Origin of the sequence: Methylotetracoccus oryzae, from assembly GCF_006175985.1 — a bacterium.
GTDB classification, from domain to species: Bacteria; Pseudomonadota; Gammaproteobacteria; order Methylococcales; family Methylococcaceae; genus Methylotetracoccus; species Methylotetracoccus oryzae.
Genome location: NZ_SRSH01000006.1, coordinates 216,087 through 234,879, shown reverse-complemented (window position 1 = coordinate 234,879; position 18,793 = coordinate 216,087). Strand labels below are relative to the sequence as shown.

Annotated in this window: 10 protein-coding genes; 4 read left to right on the top strand and 6 right to left on the bottom strand. The window is 60.4% G+C overall.

All coding sequences use genetic code 11. The features are described from left to right. Window positions 1-356: 356 nt before the first annotated feature. Both BWR02_RS08360 and BWR02_RS08355 read left to right on the top strand, forming a co-directional pair. A complete protein-coding gene (locus BWR02_RS08360; protein ID WP_139557292.1) occupies window positions 357-1,376 on the top strand; it encodes an IS110 family RNA-guided transposase in 1,020 nt (339 codons plus the stop codon). 187 nt (window positions 1,377-1,563) lie between these two features. Then, the gene (locus tag BWR02_RS08355) at window positions 1,564-3,357 is read left to right on the top strand and encodes an IS1634 family transposase (protein WP_139557291.1); all 1,794 of its coding nucleotides are present in this window, start codon (window positions 1,564-1,566) and stop codon (window positions 3,355-3,357) included. Between the two features lie 515 nt (window positions 3,358-3,872). Here the strand turns inward: BWR02_RS08355 and BWR02_RS08350 are convergent. Beyond that, a complete protein-coding gene (locus BWR02_RS08350; protein ID WP_139557290.1) occupies window positions 3,873-4,664 on the bottom strand; it encodes a sulfotransferase family 2 domain-containing protein in 792 nt (263 codons plus the stop codon). A 43-nt stretch (window positions 4,665-4,707) separates the two neighbouring features. After that, complete coding sequence (locus BWR02_RS08345) at window positions 4,708-8,835, bottom strand: glycoside hydrolase family 99-like domain-containing protein (RefSeq protein ID WP_162560077.1); 4,128 nt, start codon at window positions 8,833-8,835, stop codon at window positions 4,708-4,710. Window positions 8,836-10,006: 1,171 nt separating this feature from the next. Between BWR02_RS08345 and BWR02_RS08340 the strand changes: the two genes are divergently transcribed. Next, complete coding sequence (locus BWR02_RS08340; protein WP_139557288.1) at window positions 10,007-10,384, top strand: hypothetical protein; 378 nt, start codon at window positions 10,007-10,009, stop codon at window positions 10,382-10,384. Window positions 10,385-10,411: 27 nt separating this feature from the next. On the opposite strand, the gene BWR02_RS08335 is transcribed toward BWR02_RS08340, so the two are convergent. From BWR02_RS08335 to BWR02_RS21455, 3 genes are all read right to left on the bottom strand, one after another. Beyond that, window positions 10,412-10,963 carry a glycosyltransferase family 2 protein gene (locus BWR02_RS08335; protein ID WP_139557287.1) on the bottom strand — a complete coding sequence of 184 codons (552 nt, stop codon included), beginning with the start codon at window positions 10,961-10,963 and terminating at the stop codon, window positions 10,412-10,414. A gap of 570 nt (window positions 10,964-11,533) precedes the next feature. Next, the gene (locus BWR02_RS08330; RefSeq protein WP_201276199.1) at window positions 11,534-13,951 is read right to left on the bottom strand and encodes an arylsulfatase; all 2,418 of its coding nucleotides are present in this window, start codon (window positions 13,949-13,951) and stop codon (window positions 11,534-11,536) included. A 284-nt stretch (window positions 13,952-14,235) separates the two neighbouring features. Next, the gene (locus tag BWR02_RS21455; RefSeq protein ID WP_139557285.1) at window positions 14,236-16,770 is read right to left on the bottom strand and encodes a DUF937 domain-containing protein; all 2,535 of its coding nucleotides are present in this window, start codon (window positions 16,768-16,770) and stop codon (window positions 14,236-14,238) included. Window positions 16,771-17,364: 594 nt separating this feature from the next. Between BWR02_RS21455 and BWR02_RS08320 the strand changes: the two genes are divergently transcribed. After that, complete coding sequence (locus BWR02_RS08320) at window positions 17,365-17,901, top strand: hypothetical protein (protein WP_139557284.1); 537 nt, start codon at window positions 17,365-17,367, stop codon at window positions 17,899-17,901. A gap of 246 nt (window positions 17,902-18,147) precedes the next feature. On the opposite strand, the gene msrQ is transcribed toward BWR02_RS08320, so the two are convergent. Beyond that, window positions 18,148-18,792 (bottom strand): protein-methionine-sulfoxide reductase heme-binding subunit MsrQ, encoded by a 645-nt coding sequence (gene msrQ, locus BWR02_RS08315; RefSeq protein ID WP_236102040.1) that lies wholly within the window; start codon window positions 18,790-18,792, stop codon window positions 18,148-18,150. Between the last annotated feature and the right edge of the window lies 1 nt (window position 18,793).

The following is an 18,793-nucleotide window of genomic DNA, read 5'->3' as shown; positions in this document are numbered from 1 at the left end:
CGCGTTACCGGGGCCTGGCCAAGAACGCCGCCCAGGTGTTTACCCTGATCGGGCTTACCAACATCTATCTCAAGAGGCATGCCTTGATGATCTGACGGGCGACGTGCGCCCGGCATCCGCCCCTAAGGGCGAATCCGGGCGGAAATCGCCCTCTCAAACACGGAATTTGCGTCACTAAAGTCCATTTTCGACGCCTGATTCTCCGCGGGATGCGTCCTTGCGCGTCAACTCGGAATTGTTCAGATGGTATGGACGCCTCCACCTGAGGTTCTCGTTGTCGCCGGCCGTCGCGCTTGGCGCTAACGGGTGGCACAGTGGAGAGCCTAAGCCAACCAGCTGAACAAAGGTCCGCGGCCATGAAGACAAACGTAATCGGAATGGACATTGCGAAACGCGTCATTCAACTGCACACCGTTTGCCCCGAAACCGGAGAGATCGGGCGTTTCAGACTGCACCGACGGGACACTCTCGCGTTTCTGGCGCGCCGGGCTCCGGCGATCGTGGCGCTTGAAGCCTGCGGCAGCGCACACTGGTGGGCCCGAGAGATCAGCCGCCTAGGTCATGAGGTGCGATTGCTGGCGCCGAAGAGCGTCAGGCCCTTCGTGTTGCGCAACAAGACGGATGCTGCCGATGCGCGGGCGATCTGGACCGCGGCACAGCAGCCCGCGGCTCGCTTTGTCGCAGTCAAGACGGAACTGCAGCAAAGTATTCTGGCGCTCCACCGACTGCGCGCCCAGTTGCTCAAGTTCCGCATCATGCAGTCCAATGCGCTGCGCGGCATACTCTACGAGTTCGGCACGGTACTACCGGAAGGAATGGCCGCTCTCGGCAAAGCCTTACCAGGAGACCTGGCGGAGCTTGAGTCCCGACTGCCTGCGGTGCTGATGGCGAGTTTGCGGGAGCAGTGGGCGAGAATCCAAGGCTTGGATGCGGAGACTGTGGTGATCGAACGTCGGCTGACCGGTATTCTCAAGGAGTCCCCGCCGTGCCAGGCGATTGCCCGTATTCCAGGGATCGGGCTGCTTACCGCGACCGCTGCCGGTGCGAGCATCGGGGACGCCAATACCTTTCGATCCGGGCGCGAATTGGCCGCGTGGTTGGGGTTGGTCCCCAAACAGCGGGGCACCGGCGGCTGGGTTCGCCAACTGGGTCTGTCCAAACGCGGTGACGTATATTTGCGAACGCTGCTGATGCACGGCGCCCGAGCGGTGGTGCTGCGCCGTGGCGACCAACCCTGGCTCGCGGCGCTGCGCGCGCGCCGGCCCTTCAACGTGGTCGTTGCGGCGGTGGCCAATAAACTGGCCAGAACCCTCTGGGCGGTACTGGCTAAAGGCGAACCGTTCAAGGCTGCCCAGTTCGGTTTGGTGACCCCTTGAGCGGCGGCCCTAGCCCGACTTTCGCTATTCGCCTCCAATTTCTCCTCGACCGAGCAATTCTTATCCCGGCACTGGATCACAACCGCTTGGTTTCTTTAACCGCAGGACAGCAAAGCTGCCCGAAAACCGTGTGTAGTGCCGACCTTGGTTGTTGACCGGGGGTCGGTTATGTTCACAATAGGAAGGCATGTTTTTACGTGCCAAACGCCGTTTCAAGGACGGTAAGGAACACCGCTACTGGAGTCTGGTGGAGAACCACCGGGTGACCGGCGGTCGGGTGGTTCAGCGCCAGGTGCTCTATCTAGCCGAGATCAACGACGCCCAGCGGGCCGCGTGGTGCAGGAGCATCGAGGTGTTCGATGCCGACGGCGCCCGGTCACAGCAGATGGCCTTGTTTGCCGATGACCGCCCGGCGCCGGAACTGGCGTTGGCGGTGGTTCAGGTTCGGTTGAGCGAGCTGAGCCTCCATCACCCGCGGCAGTTCGGCGGCTGCTGGTTGGCGTTGCGGCTCTGGGAGCAACTGGACCTCGATGAATTCTGGGCCGAAAAGCTGCGCCCCAGTCGCAAGGGCACCCGCTGGCTCAACGTGCTGAAGGTGTTGGTCTGTCACCGGTTATTGGCACCGGGGAGTGAATGGCGGCTGCATCGGCAGTGGTTCAGAGAGACGGCGCTGGCGGATCTTCTGGGCGAGGACCTGGGCGTCGCCGAGAAGGATACGCTGTATCGCTGTCTGGATCGTTTGCTGGACCACAAAGAAGCGTTCTTCCAGTTTCTCACCGAGCGCTGGCAGACTTTATTCGGGGCTCGTTTTGAGGTGCTGCTGTACGACCTGACCAGCACCTACTTCGAGTGCGTACCGCCGGAGGAGGGGCAGCGCAAGTTCGGCTACAGCCGGGACAAACGCGCCGATTGTGTCCAGGTCGTCATTGCCCTGATCGTCACCCCGGAAGGGTTCCCGTTGGCCTATGAGGTGATGCCGGGCAATACCAGCGACAGGACCACGCTGGCCGACTTTCTCCAAGCCATCGAACGGCAGTACGGCAAGGCCAATCGGACCTGGGTCATGGATCGTGGCATCCCGACCGAGGACACCCTGGCGCTCATGCGCCAGTCCGATCCCCCGGTGCACTATCTGGTCGGCACCCCGAAAGGCCGGCTGACGCGACTCGAACGGTCCTTCCTGGCGCAACCTTGGGCCGAGGCGCGGGAGTCGGTTCACGTCAAACTGCTCGAACAGGACGGCGAGTTGTATGTGCTGGCCCGCAGTGACGGACGGGCCGACAAGGAGCGCGCCATGCGCCGCCGCCGACTGAAGCGGCTCTGGCAGCGACTCCACGAACTGCGCCGACAAGATCTCAGCCGCGATCAGCTCCTGCTCAAGCTCGGTGCGGCCAAGAAGGAGGCCGGGCGCGCGTACGGACTGGTGGACATCCAGATGCCCGGAGCCACACAGCCGGTGACTCCAGACACTTTCCAGTTTTCTTTGTGCAAAGCTAAGCTACGGCAGACCCGGCGCCGGGAAGGCTGTTACCTGCTGCGCTCCAATCTCACCGCGACCGATCCGGCCATGCTCTGGCAGTACTACATCCAACTCACCGAGATCGAGCAGGCGTTCAAGGAATTAAAAAGCGAGCTGAGCCTGAGGCCCATCTATCATCAACTGGACCACCGGATCGAAGCCCACATCTTCGTCGCCTTCATCGCCTACTGCCTGCAAGTGACCCTGAAGTTCCAGGCCCGCCGACTAGCCCCTGGGTTGACCCCGAGGGCCATCCTGGAAAAACTGTCGGCGATCCAGATGGTCGATGTGCATCTCCCGACCACCGATGGCCGCCACGTGATTCTGCCCCGCTATACCCAGCCCGATCCTGACCAGCAACTGTTGTTACAGCGCTTGAAGTTGGTCTTGCCCCAGCAACCGCCCCCGCGTATACGTTCTTCCAACCCTTCGGTCACCACCCTGACCGCCGCCTCCCTGTAGTGCCGACCTCCTGAATCCGTCCTACAACAAAACAATGGGGTAGCCCGCCAAAAGCCCCGAATAGCGAAAGTTGGGCTAGTGTCGTTGCTTACCGCACTTTAACCATTTTTCGGAGGGTGCAATTGGTTCGTTGTTGATGGCAGACAGGTTGGACCGGGACGGGATAAACCTGATAGGGAAAATTCACTCCCAGTTCGATGTTCAGATGAGGCCCCCGTCAGCGGATTCCATCAGGGCCCGCAGGCTTATGGCCTGCACCAGAAGGCCGAATATAAGACTGCATCCTTACCTATGCTGCTAAAACAATACGATCAGTTGCCTCTCTCGGAGGCGTCCATATAAGAGGTTCCCTAAAGCGAGCCAAAAGTGATTAAAGGGAGACTGGTTTCCAGATACCATACCCACAGCCCAGATAGAAAAACCACCATCAACTCCCGCATTTCCGCGCTATAACTGCACAGAATTTTGGCTCCAACTTGGCACCTTTCGAGCTACGAGCGCCAATCGAAATACGCTCAACTATTTCCGACGAGCCGCTGTTCAAACACTTTTGTCGCGAACTCGAAAAGCGCAAGGTCGAATTGGTTTTCCGCTGTCAGGCGACCCATACGCTCGCGCCCGACCAGTTCCTCAAACTGTGCTAGCCTCAAGGGAAGGGATGGCTGTTCGTTGGAGGTATTCTGGCGTTCATAGTCGCACTTGAAATCCGGATATACGATTCCGATATATCGTTTCATCAATAGAAGGCTTTCATCGAAACGTTCCACCAAGCCAAAAAACTCACTCTTCACTATATTCTCGATCGCGATATCGCGCCGAACCTCCCAGCTTGCGTCTGGCATTCCAAGGTTCAATATGGTACTCCGAGAAAGGAGGTAAACCTGAAAATTGTCGCAAATCCCCCCGTCAACGGACCTTCTCATGTAATCACCCAGATTCGAATATTCCGCATATCGTAGGGGCTCCTCGTAGGCCATGCGTTGAAATGAGTAGCGGAGACCGGACGCGATCCGGTCAATAGGGTGTCGTAGAAATAGTAAGGAATAGATGCGCAGCGCCGGCCCGCAGAAAATCGGATACGAAATCTGATGCGAGCTCAGCGCAGCCAGCGGCTGCGCCTCATCCAAAAACCGGAGAACCTCTTCGTTACCAATCTTCCCTGTCGGTTCAGGTAGGTCATAGGTGCGATGGAGATCGCCGAAATTCCGGCGCAGAACGTCTTCGACCGTGGTCCCGGCATTCTTGAAAATGTGGAAGTGGACGATGACCCACCGCTCTCCGTTGGTGGGCACTGAGATCTTGTGCATTAAACCCTAAAGCCGGTGCCTACATTGTTTTTTGCGGGTTACGTCAACGTGTTACGCGGGGGCGGCGTTGTAGGGCGCGCCACGTCGCCTCAAGGTAGAGGCGCCCAAATCGTTGATCAGGCTCCAGGTGACACCCCTCCGCCCATTCATTCCAAGCGTTCACGAATACGATTTGTTCATCTGGGCCATTCGGGGCGCGCTCTACCGCCTCGCAAGCACTTCGAAGCCACTGTTCATAGAGCTCCGGTGTGCTTCCCTGCCAAATGTATGCCGTGTTTCCCCGGCGAGCGGTGTTGTCCCAGCTGACCATCACACCTGGGAAGCGTTGGTAGGGCGGGCTTTCGCGAGCGCACGCTCGTTCCACGAGCGAATCATACGGGAAAATTTTTCCTGAAAATGGCCCCATCGCAAAATCATGGCTTCCCTCCACAATCACAGGTGGGTCAAGCTCTGGCACGTCGGCCTGCAACGGCGGGAATTCATATGCGGCGTCGAATCCAACACTTGCGGGATCGCAACGAGTGAATGCCTCGGCGCGACATAGGAAAATATCCCCAATTCCTGCGCGTCGACACTCCTCCCTCCAAACCTCGGCTGTCCGCTTCGGGTCTGGTAACAGCTCTGTTCGGTAAACCAAGAGTAACGGGCGACCGTTTATCCTGATGTAGCGTTCGTCCCGAAGGACTGGGATCACGTCACGAATGAAACGTACGTCCGTTTCATGTGAGTGGCGCTGCTCCATCAGAATGTGCTGTTCCCTGCCATCCCACCGCCGAGTCCAGCTCTCGTTCGCCCAGCATAAGCAGAAAGGGAAATCGGGCGAGCCACTCGCGAGCATTTCGTTGAGTGGCCGTTCTAGTAGGCGCTGCCCCGCGAACCAGTAATAGTAATAGCAGAATCCATAAATCCCAAACTGCCGTGCGAGGTCTCCCTGTGCTTCACGAACCTCGGCAACCCGTAGGTCATAGAAGCCGAGATCACTCGGCAGATGTGGTTGGTAGTGACCGGGAAAGAGTGGACGAGCCCGCGTGACGTTGGTCCATTCCGTAAACCCCTTCCCCCACCATATGTCGTTCTCCGGAATTGGGTGGAACTGGGGTAGATAAAAGGCGATTACCCGTGTGTCGCGGAGAACACTGGCCCCGACTGGATCACGCCCGGGTGAGGCGCCGCTCCCGGCGACTCCGTCAACCGCTGAGGGGACCTGGGAGATTTTGCAGGAAGGTTTTCCGAAGTGCTGCAGTATCTCCGATAATTTCGCCTGCCCCACCTCATGGGAATAAAGCGAAGCAACAAGCCGGAGACCCGCTTCAGAAAGCTGTTTCCACAAGGCGGGTTTCGTATAGGCCTCAATCACCGCCTCAGCAAACTCTTCCGGCGTTTCAGCCTGAAGGACGTCAACCTGGTGCTGGCAGCCCATCCCCTCGAAAGCGATCGGCGTACCGACTACCGGAACGCCGAAGGATAGGCTCGTTGCCACCTTTCCTTTTATGCCCGCCCCATATCGCAGCGGAGCTACCGTGATGCGACTCCGTTCCATATAAGGGGCCAGATCCTTTACGTATCCGACCGGTACTATTCTCTCACAGTCCCAACGCTGAAATTCGGCCGGCATATTACTACCGACGACAAGGAACCGCGCGGCGGGAAGGCGGGTTTTAACATGTGGCCACACTTCCTCTGAGAAATACCGAACAGCGTCCACATTCGGCGCGTGCAAAAAACCGCCCACGAACAGGATATCTGCCCTTTCCTCAAAGCCAGCTTTTGGGCCGGGAATATCCCTAGAAAACGGCACGCACCATACTCGACAGCCTGGAACCTCTGCTTCTAGAGCTTCTCTTTCCGCTGGACTCACGACAATGGTGCCATCGGCTCGCTTTACGTACTCTAACTCCATGGCCTTTGTCGCTTCAGCGGCCAATTTCACCTCCCAAGAGCCTTCGATCTCGGCGCGTCGCGCTTCTCGTACGAAGTGAAGATCGACTGTGTCGAAGATAATTTTGCTTTGGGGCTGGAAGCGGCGCACCAGCTCGAGATGCCGACCACCGGAACTCGCGCGCCTCAAGAATACAACGTCATATTCACAATCGGTTTCTTCTAGGTATTGCGAAAGACTCTCCACGTACGGCTCATAAAGACACTCAACACCAAGCCCCTGCAAGGAAGTGGTGTATTGGCCAAAATGGCTAACAGTATTGTCGGGGAAAAAGGTTACCTTGTAATTGAATGCGAGCAATGTCTTCAGAAGATTCAGCGCGTCGATGGAACCAGAATCCTTGTCTGGCGTTGGCCAAACATCGACAACTAGAGCCTTTGCCACCGCATAACGGTCCCGATGCGGCTTACCATCCTCCGATGGAGAGGGATGTCTGCTGAGCTCTCTCTTCCACTTCTCGTAGAATTTTTCGGCATTCAAGACTTGGTGCACTTTAACACCGACAGTCACGTCTGTGCCCGCCGTACCGCCCTCAAAATGGGTTAGCTCCGAAAGTGGCTGGTAGAGAACTCGTAGACCTGCCTGGCGAACCTTGAAGGCCAGATCGGTGTCCTCGTAATAAGCGGGAGCATAGCGTTCATCGAAGCTACCCAGCCGAATAAATACATCGCGCTCAATAATGATCGACGCGCCAGAGCAATAGTCCACCTCTTTCAAATAATTATACTCTGGCCTGCGGGGATCGTCATTCCTCCCGAAGTTGTGTCCCGAAGCATCGCTCCAGACCATTCCGCCTGCTTCTTGGAGCTTTCCATTCGGAAAAACGAGCTTGCTCCCTACAAGGCCTGCCAAAGGCTGTTGCTGCATGGCTTCAACGAGGGCATCAAGCCAGCCCGGATGGACTATCGTGTCATTATTTAGGAAAACTAAATATTTTCCGCGGGCCGATCGCGCCCCCCGGTTGCAACCCTTCGTGAATCCTAGATTTTGCGCGTTCGAAAGAAGATGTAGTCCGGGAATCCCGGTTAAGATTTTCTGGGTACCGTCTGTAGAACAATCGTTTATAACGATAACTTCAAAGCTGTATTTGGAGCCTACGTCACTGAGTGCTTTTAGGCACTTTGCCGTCAGGTCAATTTGATTGAAGACTGGGATTATAATCGAGACCCAGGGATTTGCGGCGTCGTGAAAGGATATCGACCTAGCCAGGCTGAGGGTCTCTTCGAAGCCTGTCAGGCTCTCACTGGGAAGATCGATTGAAGCTGGCAATTTATTTTGTTCAACTTCGTGCTTCTCCATTTCCATGCCTAGGCCTGAAGGCGCCAAAGGCGCATCCGTCGCTGATGCTATGTCGGAAGCGCCTGACGAAACGTTGCTATTGACAGGAGCAGGGTTTGAACAACCCACCTTGCTGTTCGTTCTTTTCGTTTCGAACTGCAACCACGCCTGATAGGCGCGGGTGTTTCTGATCAGCGGGCTTAGGACAGCAAAAAGGATGGATTTCAGATTTAGCTTCAGACTGACGGGAAGCGGCGCTATGAGATAGATCACTCTCAACCAGTGACCCAAGAGTGCTGAGATCGATGGGAGCCTCCGCTTTGCTAGCCGTAGTGGCCCACTGAGTCTCCATGAGGTGGATGAGTATATCGATGATAACTCTCGCTGTCGTTTGTCTACGGCGACTTCAAGCCGATCCCGCTCTCCTGAGGTAAGCGACAGGAGATGGTTCAACTTTCCCAACTCGGTGGCGTTAGAGGTGATGTCGTGAAGTAGGGACGCTAACTCTTCCTCATGCCTTGCGAGCTTCGCGTCGCGAGACTCCAGCGACCGCAACAGTGACTGGAAGCGCCCCTCCCACAAATGGCCCTGTTTCTCTAGCTCGCTCTTTAACTGCTCTTTCTCGTCACGAGTGGTCTGGAAGTCCTTTTCCCAGGCACACTTCTCGGCTAGCAATCCTTTCGCCGCTTCATGGAGTCGTGCAATTTCTTCTTCCCGTTCTAACAAGCCTCTCTCGCCAGCGGCAAGGCGGTCCTCCAGCTCTTCGGCCTCACTAAGGGCAATATCCAGACGCCTCTCAAGGTGAGTGACATAGGGGGAGAACGTGGTCAAACTTTCGACGGCACTCAGAAAATCATGCCAAACGGTTGTCTCCTCAACCGTCGCCAAGTCGGTCTCATCGCTTGCCACGCCAAGCAAAAGCTGATATACGGGAGCGGTGAGATTCGCCAACATCGGATAGGTTGAGAGTATCGCAATCCCATGACGGGAGTGGCGTAGACCCGGCGAAATGAAGGTCCGGCAGTACTCCGACTCAGACAACCTCTCTTGACTTACGGCTTCGAGGCCTAATGCGTTCGCGATGCGCGCTAATTCTCGGGCGGGACACTCAAGGAGTAAGTCATAGTCAACTACCACCCGCCTCGAGCGACGACTCCCGATTACCGCACTTCGTATGTGCTGCGCCCAAAGAAGAGCGGATTTCTCTGGTGCCAGACCATCTCTAGTCTGGAGCGAGCGCGACACACTTAAAGGGTTACGGACTGCGAGGATATAGCAGGGCTGAAGGCCTGATGCTATGAACGCCTCTGTCCAGAAAGGGAGCAAGGGCGCAGTCCTGGGGTCCTTAAAGCCCCAAAGCATCTGACCGGCCGTCTTTTTCGACAAAAGCTCTACAGCTTCGATGAATAAATCCGGAAACCGGGACGGGTCTAACGGAAAGGCGCCGCTTGGCATGAGGCTATTCCACCGCAGAGCGGCGGCCTCCAGCAATCGCTCATTCAGGGCGCATATATCGATATCTTCCCAATAGCCCTTGGGATTATTCTGATCTTCGGGTACAAGTCTTTCGCCAAGGGTGACACCGAGTTCGAGAAGACCTCGTGTAAGAACGCTGGTTCCGCTTCGGTGCATGCCAAGGACGACGATGACCTTCTCAGCATGAGTCAGGCCGTCATCAGGCGCGGCCTTAGGGTCGCTAACCGAATATGGGGTGACGTGCTCGTTCGTGTGCCCTTTTTCATTGAGCTGCTCTGTCGTGGTGGCCATCATCGTGTTTTCGCTTAGATTCTAGGGTTGGAGCGAAATAGCGTGTTTGTTCACAATTTCGCCCCTGGAATGTCATTCGTCCCTCCATTAGGGCGGAGGCAATTAAAGGGGAGGCGGGAATTCTGTATCGAAGGCTCGGTCGCGTACCGGAAGACGCCTCCGGGATCCCTGCGCTCAACAGCGCGCTCGCGTCCGGCCAAAGTGTGTCAACCAGCGGCTGGAAGGGGTGGACCTAGCGACCTTGCAGAATCGAGAGTACGACCTCCCTAGCTCGAGGACTAAAGTACAGCGGAAAGGCGGCAACAGCGGGTCACGGGGCGCAATCGCGCCGGAATGACCTTCAGCGCTGGAGTTAATCGTGTCATCAGTGAAACTAGCGCGTCTTGAGCATCTATCATATTTGGCGCTGTATGAGCCAAAGATTTGGTATACCGCTTCAACAGCTTTAGGAAATGACACACGCATCCGGGTTTGGGGGACGCTCGAAGCCTATAACAACAAATGCGGTCTCGCCTCCCCGTTGACGATACTCGCGCCGGTACGTCTCGACGGCGCCAAGGCGATCGCGGATGGCGTCGATGCGAGATCCTTGCCCAACCAATGGGAGCTCGCGATCGGACGCCCACCGCATAAGAGCTTACGCAAATTTGACACATTGCTATCGTTCGAGATATCGACTGCGGGAGCGGCCAAGAAGGCCAGCGGGGTTGAAAAACCCCATTCAGGTAACACGTAAACCTTACCGGACTGCCGCAACGCATCGCTAGCGATAAGGTTGATCGCATCCGAAAACTTTCTGACACCTCCGGTGGAAACGAGCTGACGCTGAAACAACGACTACTCCCAGACGTTCGTCGCGAATAAAAAGATAAGTATGCCAGAAACTGCCGACGTTGAGATCCACGGCCAGTATAATGGGTGTCAGGCGGGAATAGGCGTAGTGCCCACCTGTGTGGCGATCTCCGACCACCATGTCGGCCACGCCCTCGACTACTGGAGCAATCAGGTCTCGTTCCCGGTCGGCGGGGTAGGTCATGTCCGCGTCCGCAATAAGATATATGTCCGCATCGATTTCATGGAAGGTACGGCGTAGTGCATTCCCTTTTCCCTGTCGCGGCTCGTCGGTCACCCCGCCGATGTGCCCCGGCCTGAGCAGAGCCTCTGATGCCAGTTCCGGTGTCTTGTCGCTCGAGTTGTTGTTAATGACGTAAAGCGCTGCCTCGCGCAGCGCCTTCGCGAAAGCAGCAATGGTATCGGCAATCGTCTGCGCTTCGTTGTAGGCGGAGAGGATTACGACAATGTTTGGTGCTGACATGGATCCGCGAGATCCCAACGTAGTCACGGTTACAATCCGGAGATACATTGTACACGCGGACTCCGAAAAAGGCGCAAGACCGCATTCTACCGTGCGCCTCTCCGCGGTCCGCTCGCCCGTTTGCCGTCTTTTTCCCCTCGGCTCAAGACTGGCGACAGCTAAATGGACCATCCATTAGTCACCCCTTGCAAACCCCCCGGTAGATAGCGCAATCATATCCGGCCAATCAAATCAAAATTGTGAGATCTCCAACCCTAACCTACATTCCCTTCGCGCCCGATCCTTCAGGGCTTAGGCCCTGGATGAAACATGAACACCGATCGCCTACTGCGCAGAAACGCCGTACAGTCTTCGGCGATGGTTATATCGAGGCAGAGTTCTCCCTTGCACTTTCTACCTCACCGGAGCTCCCAATCGCCCCATCTCCGCCCTCGACTTAACCCAATTCGCTGGCCTTTGCCCTCGCGTAGCGGCCCTCCAAGATATTGGCTGGCAAGCGGAACCGGCTCGTTCGCGGTCAGGGCGCCGAACCGCAGGATAGACGGCTCCGCGAAGAGACACAGACCCGCCTCAACGCCCCGTCCTCCCCCGCTCGCCGGCACCGCGCCCCGAAACGGGCGCTGCGGCGGGAGTCGGAGCGGGGGGCGCCTCCGGCTCCTTCAACTCCACGATGACGTTCTCGATGGTACCGTTGAACCTGTAGGGCACATCGTAGCTGCGGACCACGGGCGTGCCGGTGTCCTCGCCGATGTCCAGGCCCTCGTCCAGCGTGATGCGGATGGGGATGGTCCGTTCGATGCGCCCTTCGGCCCAGACTTTCCCGTTGACGCGGAGGGTGGCCAGGCCACCCAAGCCGATCCCGCCGCCGTCGTATTTGAAGTCCACTCGGACCAGTTGTTTGCCCGGCCGCAGTGTCTCGGTCGCGGCGATCTCGGCGTGAAAGACGTCGGCGGTGTTGTAGTGGAATACCGGCCGGCCACGGTCCACGTAGAGCGCCCAGCCGGAGAACAGGCCGCCCTGCGTAATGATCATCCCGTTCGCGCCTTCCTCCGGGATGACCAACTCAGCCCGGACGCTGAACGTCTTGTTCTTGATGTCGGGCGCCGCGCCTTCCGGAATTCGGGTCATACCCTGGAAGAACTCGAAGGTGTCGCGACCGCGCGTCAGGCTGGGCCGGATGGCCGGGTCGAGCCGCTCGGTCTTGCTGTTGTCCAGCGGCAGCGCGTTGTAGCGCGCGGCTTCCGCATAGAACAGCAGCTGGAGTTCCTTGAGCTTGTCCGGCTGCTTGTCGGCCAGGTTATCGGCCTGGCTGAAGTCACGCTCGACGTTGTACAACTCCCATTGGTAGTCATTGATCACATCGACCGTTGACCCGCTCGGGTCCCAGGGCGCTGCCACCGGCGTCGTGGCGGCCACCCATCCGTCGTTGTAGATGGCCCGGTTCCCCAGCATCTCGAAATACTGTGTCGTCCTGGCGGACTGAGCGCGGGCATCGCTGAAGCTATAGGCCATGCTGACGCCCTCGACGGGCTTCTGCGCGACGCCGTTGACGCTGGACGGCATCTGCAAACCCGTGCTCTCCAGGATGGTCGGCACGATGTCGATTACATGGTGCCATTGGGAACGCAGCCCGCCCTTGTCCCGGATCTTCGCCGGCCAGGACACCACCATGCCGTTGCGGGTGCCGCCGTAATGCGAGGCGATCTGCTTGGTCCACTGGAACGGCGTGTCCATCGCATGAGCCCAACCGACGGGATAGTGATTGAACGTGGTCCACGAGCCGAGTTCGTCGATCCGACTCTGAATCTGCTTCAGATCCTCCGGGATGCCGTTGAAGAAGGTCATTTCGTTCAGCAACCCTTGAGGGCTCCCCTCGGCGCTGGCCCCGTTGTCGCCGGCGATATAGATGACCAGGGTATTGTCGAGCTGCCCGGTGCGGCGGATCTCCTGGATCACGCGGCCGACGTTGTAGTCGGTCTGCTCGAGGTAGCCGGCGTAAACCTCCATCATCCGCGCATAAAGCCGCTTCTGATCCGGCGGCAGCAGGTCCCAATCGCCGATGCCCGTCGGCTTGGGCGTCAGCTTGGCGTCCGCAGGCACAATGCCGAGTTTCTTCTGGCGGGCGAAGATTTCCTCGCGCAGTTTGTCCCAGCCCTGGTCGAACTTGCCGCGGTACTTGTCGATCCATTCCTTTTTCGGGTGATGCGGCGCATGGGTCGCACCGGGCGCGTAGTAGACGAAGAACGGCCGGCTCGGCGCGACCGCCTTCTGCATGCGGATATAGCGAATGGCCTGGTCGGCGATGTCGTAATCGAAGTTGTAATCGGGCTTGCCGAGGTAAGGCTCGATGGGGCGCGTGCCGTCGATCACGGCCGGCCGCCACTGGCTGGTGTCACCGCCGATGAACCCATAGAACGTGTCGAAGCCGAGACCGGTCGGCCACAGGTCGAACGGACCGGCCTGGCTGGTCTGCCAGTCCGGAACGTTATGGTTCTTGCCGAACCAGGCCGTGTTCCATCCGTTCTGTTTCAGCACTTCCGCGATGGTCGCGGTGTCCTTTCCCATGACGGTGTCATAGCCGGGGAAACCCGTCCCCGCCTCCATGATGACGCCGGTGTGCGCGGAATGGTGATTGCGGCCCGTGATCAAGGCTGCCCGGGTTGGCGAGCACAAGGCCGTCGTGTGGAACTGGTTATAGCGCAGCCCGTTCTGGGCCAGCGCGTCGAGCGTTGGCGTCTCGATAACACCACCGAACGTGCTGGTCGCACTGAAGCCAACATCGTCCAGCAGCACGATCAGTATGTTAGGCGCATCCTTGGGCGGCTGGGTGGGCTGCGGGAAAACCGGCTTGGAGTGGCGTGCATCCAGTCCAATCCGCCCTTGAAATGGCTGTGGCGGATGCGGCAGCACGTCCTGGGCGCCGGCAAACGACCCCACCACGAACAGCGCTACGAGGACGACAGACTGAAATGCTTCGGCTCGGGTCATCAACGAACTCCGGATTATCGCCGGAGATATCCGGCAGACGGCCATGGCGCGACGCCCGGCAGGGTCTCCGAGCGTCCAGGCGGCATCACGTAAGGCGCGGCCAACTGAGGGTTCGGTAACAGCAGGTCAGGTGCAAGCCCCCCCTGCTCAACGGCTCAGCCGGGCGGCCATCGACGGCAGCATCACAGCGGCCCAACTGCAGGGGCGTGCGGCCGTGCGAGCCGGCCAGGCGGTGGCCGATCTCGCCGTGCCTTCGCGCGCGAGCTTCAAAGACTCAACTGGCGCTATTTTTCCTGGAGCAGTCGCTCAAGTTTCTCCAGACGGTCTTCGAGGTCCGCGATCCGCTCAAGGGCAGCGGAAAGACGTTCCGACGTGTCACCGGAGGCACCAATGGAAACCCACTCGTAGTCGAAATCGTCGTCCGAACGTTTTGCGAGCACCTCACCGGACCGCCCGCCCTCGATGAGCGCCTGTCCATCGAGCCCCGGCTCGCCCTTCGGCCCGACCGGACCGGCTGGGCCCGCCACGCCCTGCGGGCCGGGCTCACCCTTGGGACCGGCGGGTCCGGTTTCGCCGGCGGGTCCGCGGGCGCCTACCGGCCCAACCGCCCCCGGATCCCCTTTCGGACCTACGGGACCGGCTGGACCCGCCGGACCCTTCGCCCCGATCGCACCAGGCTCGCCCTTGGGGCCCATGGGACCGACAGGGCCGACAACACCCGCCACGCCCTGAGGACCAGGCGGACCCGCGGGTCCCGCAGGCCCTTTGGCACCGGCAACACCGGCTTCACCCTTCGGACCTATCGGGCCCGCCACACCGGGCAGGCCTTGGAGCCCTTGCGGACCGGCTGGACCTATCGCGCCTTTAGGCCCCATTGGACCGGGCTCACCCTTGGGGCCCATGGGACCCACCGGTCCGGCGACACCCGCCACGCCCTGTGGACCGGGCGGACCAGCGGGTCCCGCAGGCCCTTTGGCACCGGCAACACCCGCTTCTCCTTTCGGACCCATCGGGCCCGCCACGCCGGGCAGGCCCTGGAGCCCTTGCGGGCCGGCTGGACCTGTCGCGCCTTTCGGCCCCATTGGACCGGACTCACCCTTGGGGCCCATGGGACCCACCGGTCCGGCAACACCCGGCACTCCCTGTGGACCGGGCGGACCAGCGGGTCCAGCAGGCCCTTTGGCGCCAGCAACACCCGCTTCTCCTTTCGGACCCGCCACGCCGGGCAGGCCTTGGAGCCCTTGCGGGCCGACTGGACCTATCGCGCCTTTCGGTCCTATCGGACCCGGCTCACCCTTGGGGCCCATGGGACCCACCGGTCCGGCAACACCCGCCACCCCCTGCGGACCCGGCGGACCTGCGGGTCCGGCAGGCCCTTTGGCACCGGCGATACCGGCGTCACCCTTCGGCCCTACAGGACCGGCAGGACCTACCGCTCCCTTCGGCCCCATCGGCCCCATCGGCCCTATCGGACCGGGCAGACCCGGTGCCCCCACGGGCCCGGCGGGCCCTCTTGGACCAACGGGACCCGGATCGCCCTTCCAGCCGATCGGGCCGGGGTCGCCCTTTTGCCCGGGCTCGCCCTTCGGTCCAGCCGGGCCCATCGGGCCGATCGGCCCCTGCGGACCCGCCGGGCCCAATGGGCCAGACGCGCCCTTGGCGCCAGGCTCTCCCTTCGGACCGAGGGGACCGGGAATACCCTGGGGGCCGGCCGGACCAACCAAACCCCGTTCACCTTGTGCGCCCGGCTCGCCCTTCGGTCCGGCCGGACCGGGCGGGCCCTTCGGCCCCACAGGACCGGCATCGCCCTTCCAGCCGATCGGGCCGGGCTCGCCTTTGGCACCGGCCGGACCTGCCGGACCGATCGCACCTTGCGGACCCGGAGGACCCGCGGGACCCGGCGCACCTTTGGCACCGGGCTCACCCTTGGGACCCGCGGGGCCAACGTCCCCTTTCGGGCCCAGGTCGCCTTTGGGGCCTGCCACGCCCTGCGGCCCGGCAACACCGGCTGAACCTGTGTCTCCCTTGGGGCCCGGCTCGCCCTTCGGACCTGGGTCGCCCTTCGGTCCTGCCGGGCCTGTGACACCCTGAGGTCCCGGAGGACCTGCCGGGCCCGGGTCACCCTTGGGACCCGGCTCGCCCTTTGGTCCAGCCGGCCCTGGTAGACCCTGAGGCCCCGCCGGCCCGACCTCGCCTCTGACGGCGACCGTCGGCTCGGCCCGGGGAGCGACTGCCGGCGTCACGGCAGCGGCGACGGATGGCGCAGTGGCGCCGACGAGCGCCAGCACCGGGGTCGGTCGCGCTTCGCGCTGCGGGATCGGCGCATCGGGTACTGCCGATGCGATCGCTTCGCGCTCCTTCAACAGCAATTCGGGCAGTTGCTCGACGCTGACGCCCTTGCTCGCCTGCTTGACTGTTCCCAACACGACCGGCACCAGCCACTCGGGCAGCAGCCGGGCAGCTTCCGAACCAAGCCCCACGGAACGCGCGGCCGATTGGATCGACCGGACCCCATCGGGAGAAAAGATCGCGTTCAACCATTGGCTACCCGCCTCGGCGGCCGCTTTCGCCTCGTCACCTTCCTTGAGCGCTGCCAGCCAGTCGAAGATGGTTTCGTCTATGGTTTCCAGTGCCGAGGACAGCACACCGAGACCGCCGGGCGAGGAGACCCGTTCGATTAGCCCGGAGAACATGGTTGGGACAACCCGCTCCGCTGCCGCCAGCAACCTTTCCTGATCCTCGCCGGTCAGGCTGCCGAACCGATCGATGATGGGCCCGTGTAACCTGTTGATTCCCGCGGCAACGAGATGCATCGCCATGTACTACCCTCCGAAGTGTGTCGATTTTCTGAGGCGATAGCGACGCGCCCGGGGGCCTTGGCTCCCGCAGCCCGACTGCTATCGTCTGCATTCGTTATTGTCACGGCCTCACCTATCCAGGACGTGTTTCACCTGGGGCAGCGCCGCCTCTCTTTGGTTGCTCGCGAGCGGTGTGGCAGACGCCCCGTGGCACCCCGCCGATCGCCGATCCGCAATACCGCCGACTGCGGCAGATCATTGATGGTGACTTTGCGATTGTCAAGCTGCGCGACCGGCCGAGAATCCAGGTTAGTGCAGCGCTGTTTTCCCTGAGACGGAGTTCGCGGGGCCGACAAACCACCGGCGCGGTCTAAAGGGAGTCGAGGCGGAGCGGAAGGAAGAGGCGGGAACGCGAACGGAGTATACTGTTGCGGCGCATTTCAAGAGGCTGGTGCCCGGAATGACTGGGTGACCAGGTTGACAGCCTGCAGGTGCCCGTGCATGCTGCCGCGCCTAGCCGGTCGCGGGGTACATGGATCCAGAGAAGAGGCCGGGAGACTTGCGGACGGTCCGCACGATAGCGACACACCCCAAGAAACCAAAGTAGAAAAGTACATGATCGACAATCTTCCAGTGATGCTGATTCTGTTTGGCCTGGCCGGATTCACCTTCTGGTTCGGACGTTCGAAGACCCGCGGGTATGATGCGCAGGCATCCGCTGCCGCGCCGGTTGTCGTGGCACCACCACCGGCCGCGGCCGGCGAGACGGGTGTCGCGCGCTATCTCAAATCACTTCCGGAACCTGCCGCGCCCGCGCCGAAGGCAGTCGAAGCGACCCCGTCGGAAACCGGCGTGGCACGTTACCTCAAGACGCTGCCCGAACCGCCGGTGGTGACCGGGGTGACCCGTTACCTGCGCGACCTCCCACCGCCACCGGTACTGACCGGGGTGGCGAAGTATCTGAAGGAGATCGCAACCGAAACCGCTGCCAGCGTTCCGGAGACGGGCGTGGCGAAATACCTCAAGAATCTGCCCATGCCGGAGTTTCCGCCTAAGCAGAAAAGCAGCGTCGACCGCTACCTGAGCAGCATGCCACCGCCAGTCAGGGAATCGGGCGTGGCGAAATACTTGAAGGGCATCGAACAGCGCTGAGCAACCCACGGTGCGGAGCGGGGAGTTTACTTCCTGCTCCGCCTTGCCTAAGGATGGAGCGTGCGCACATCAAGACGTCGCCGCCGACACCCCCTGGCCTCCGCGGGACAACGCACGCTGACTCGCAACGTCCCACAGTACCTTCACGTTCTTATCACGCCGCGGTTTGTTTGAAACCGCCGCTCATTCCCCCGTTGCCGCAGACCGCAAACCGTCCGTCATTCCTGGCGAAACGGCCCGACCAGCTTACTTTACGAAAGGCACGGCCCCCGGGCGTGACACGGGAGTTCGGGTAGACTTCCCCTTGCGTCCATCAACCAGGCGCGCGCAGAACAATATCGCCAGCACCACGGCATAGATCGACGGTGCCGTGATGTCCTTCTTGACCAGCCAGAAGTAGTGCAGGACTGCACCGACAGCGATGGGATAAATGAGGCGGTGGAGCCGCTGCCAGTTCCGTCCGAGACGCCGCATCATGCCGTTAGTCGACGTCGCCGCGAGCGGGATCATCAGCACGAAGCTGAAAAATCCGGCTGTCAGCCAGGGGCGTTTGAGGATATCGCTTGCAATCGATATCCAGTCGAAACTCTGCTCGAAAGCCAGGTAGACCAGCGTGTGGAGCATTGCGTAAAAAAAGGAATAGAGCGCGAGTATTCGCCGCAGTCGCAACACCCAAGACCAGCCGGTCACCTTGCGCAGCGGCGATAGGGCCAGCGTCAACAGCAGCAGCCGCAGCGCCCACAGACCTGTCGAGTGGGTCAGCGCTTCGACCGGATCGGCTCCGGCAGACCCGGTCAGAACCCCCCACGAAACGTGGACGAAGGGCACCAGACAGGCGATGAACGTCGCCACCTTGAGGCGCATCACGGACACTGGCGACAACTGTTTCATC

Coding starts and splice junctions, on each gene's coding strand:
- BWR02_RS08355 (WP_139557291.1), top strand. CDS start 1,564: ATGTTTTTACGTGCCAAACGCCGTTTCAAGGACGGTAAGGAACACCGC.
- BWR02_RS08330 (WP_201276199.1), bottom strand. CDS start 13,951: ATGACCCGAGCCGAAGCATTTCAGTCTGTCGTCCTCGTAGCGCTGTTC.
- BWR02_RS21455 (WP_139557285.1), bottom strand. CDS start 16,770: ATGGCGATGCATCTCGTTGCCGCGGGAATCAACAGGTTACACGGGCCC.
- BWR02_RS08345 (WP_162560077.1), bottom strand. CDS start 8,835: ATGTTGGCGAATCTCACCGCTCCCGTATATCAGCTTTTGCTTGGCGTG.
- BWR02_RS08360 (WP_139557292.1), top strand. CDS start 357: ATGAAGACAAACGTAATCGGAATGGACATTGCGAAACGCGTCATTCAA.
- BWR02_RS08335 (WP_139557287.1), bottom strand. CDS start 10,963: ATGTCAGCACCAAACATTGTCGTAATCCTCTCCGCCTACAACGAAGCG.
- msrQ (WP_236102040.1), bottom strand. CDS start 18,792: ATGAAACAGTTGTCGCCAGTGTCCGTGATGCGCCTCAAGGTGGCGACG.
- BWR02_RS08350 (WP_139557290.1), bottom strand. CDS start 4,664: ATGCACAAGATCTCAGTGCCCACCAACGGAGAGCGGTGGGTCATCGTC.
- BWR02_RS08320 (WP_139557284.1), top strand. CDS start 17,365: ATGATCGACAATCTTCCAGTGATGCTGATTCTGTTTGGCCTGGCCGGA.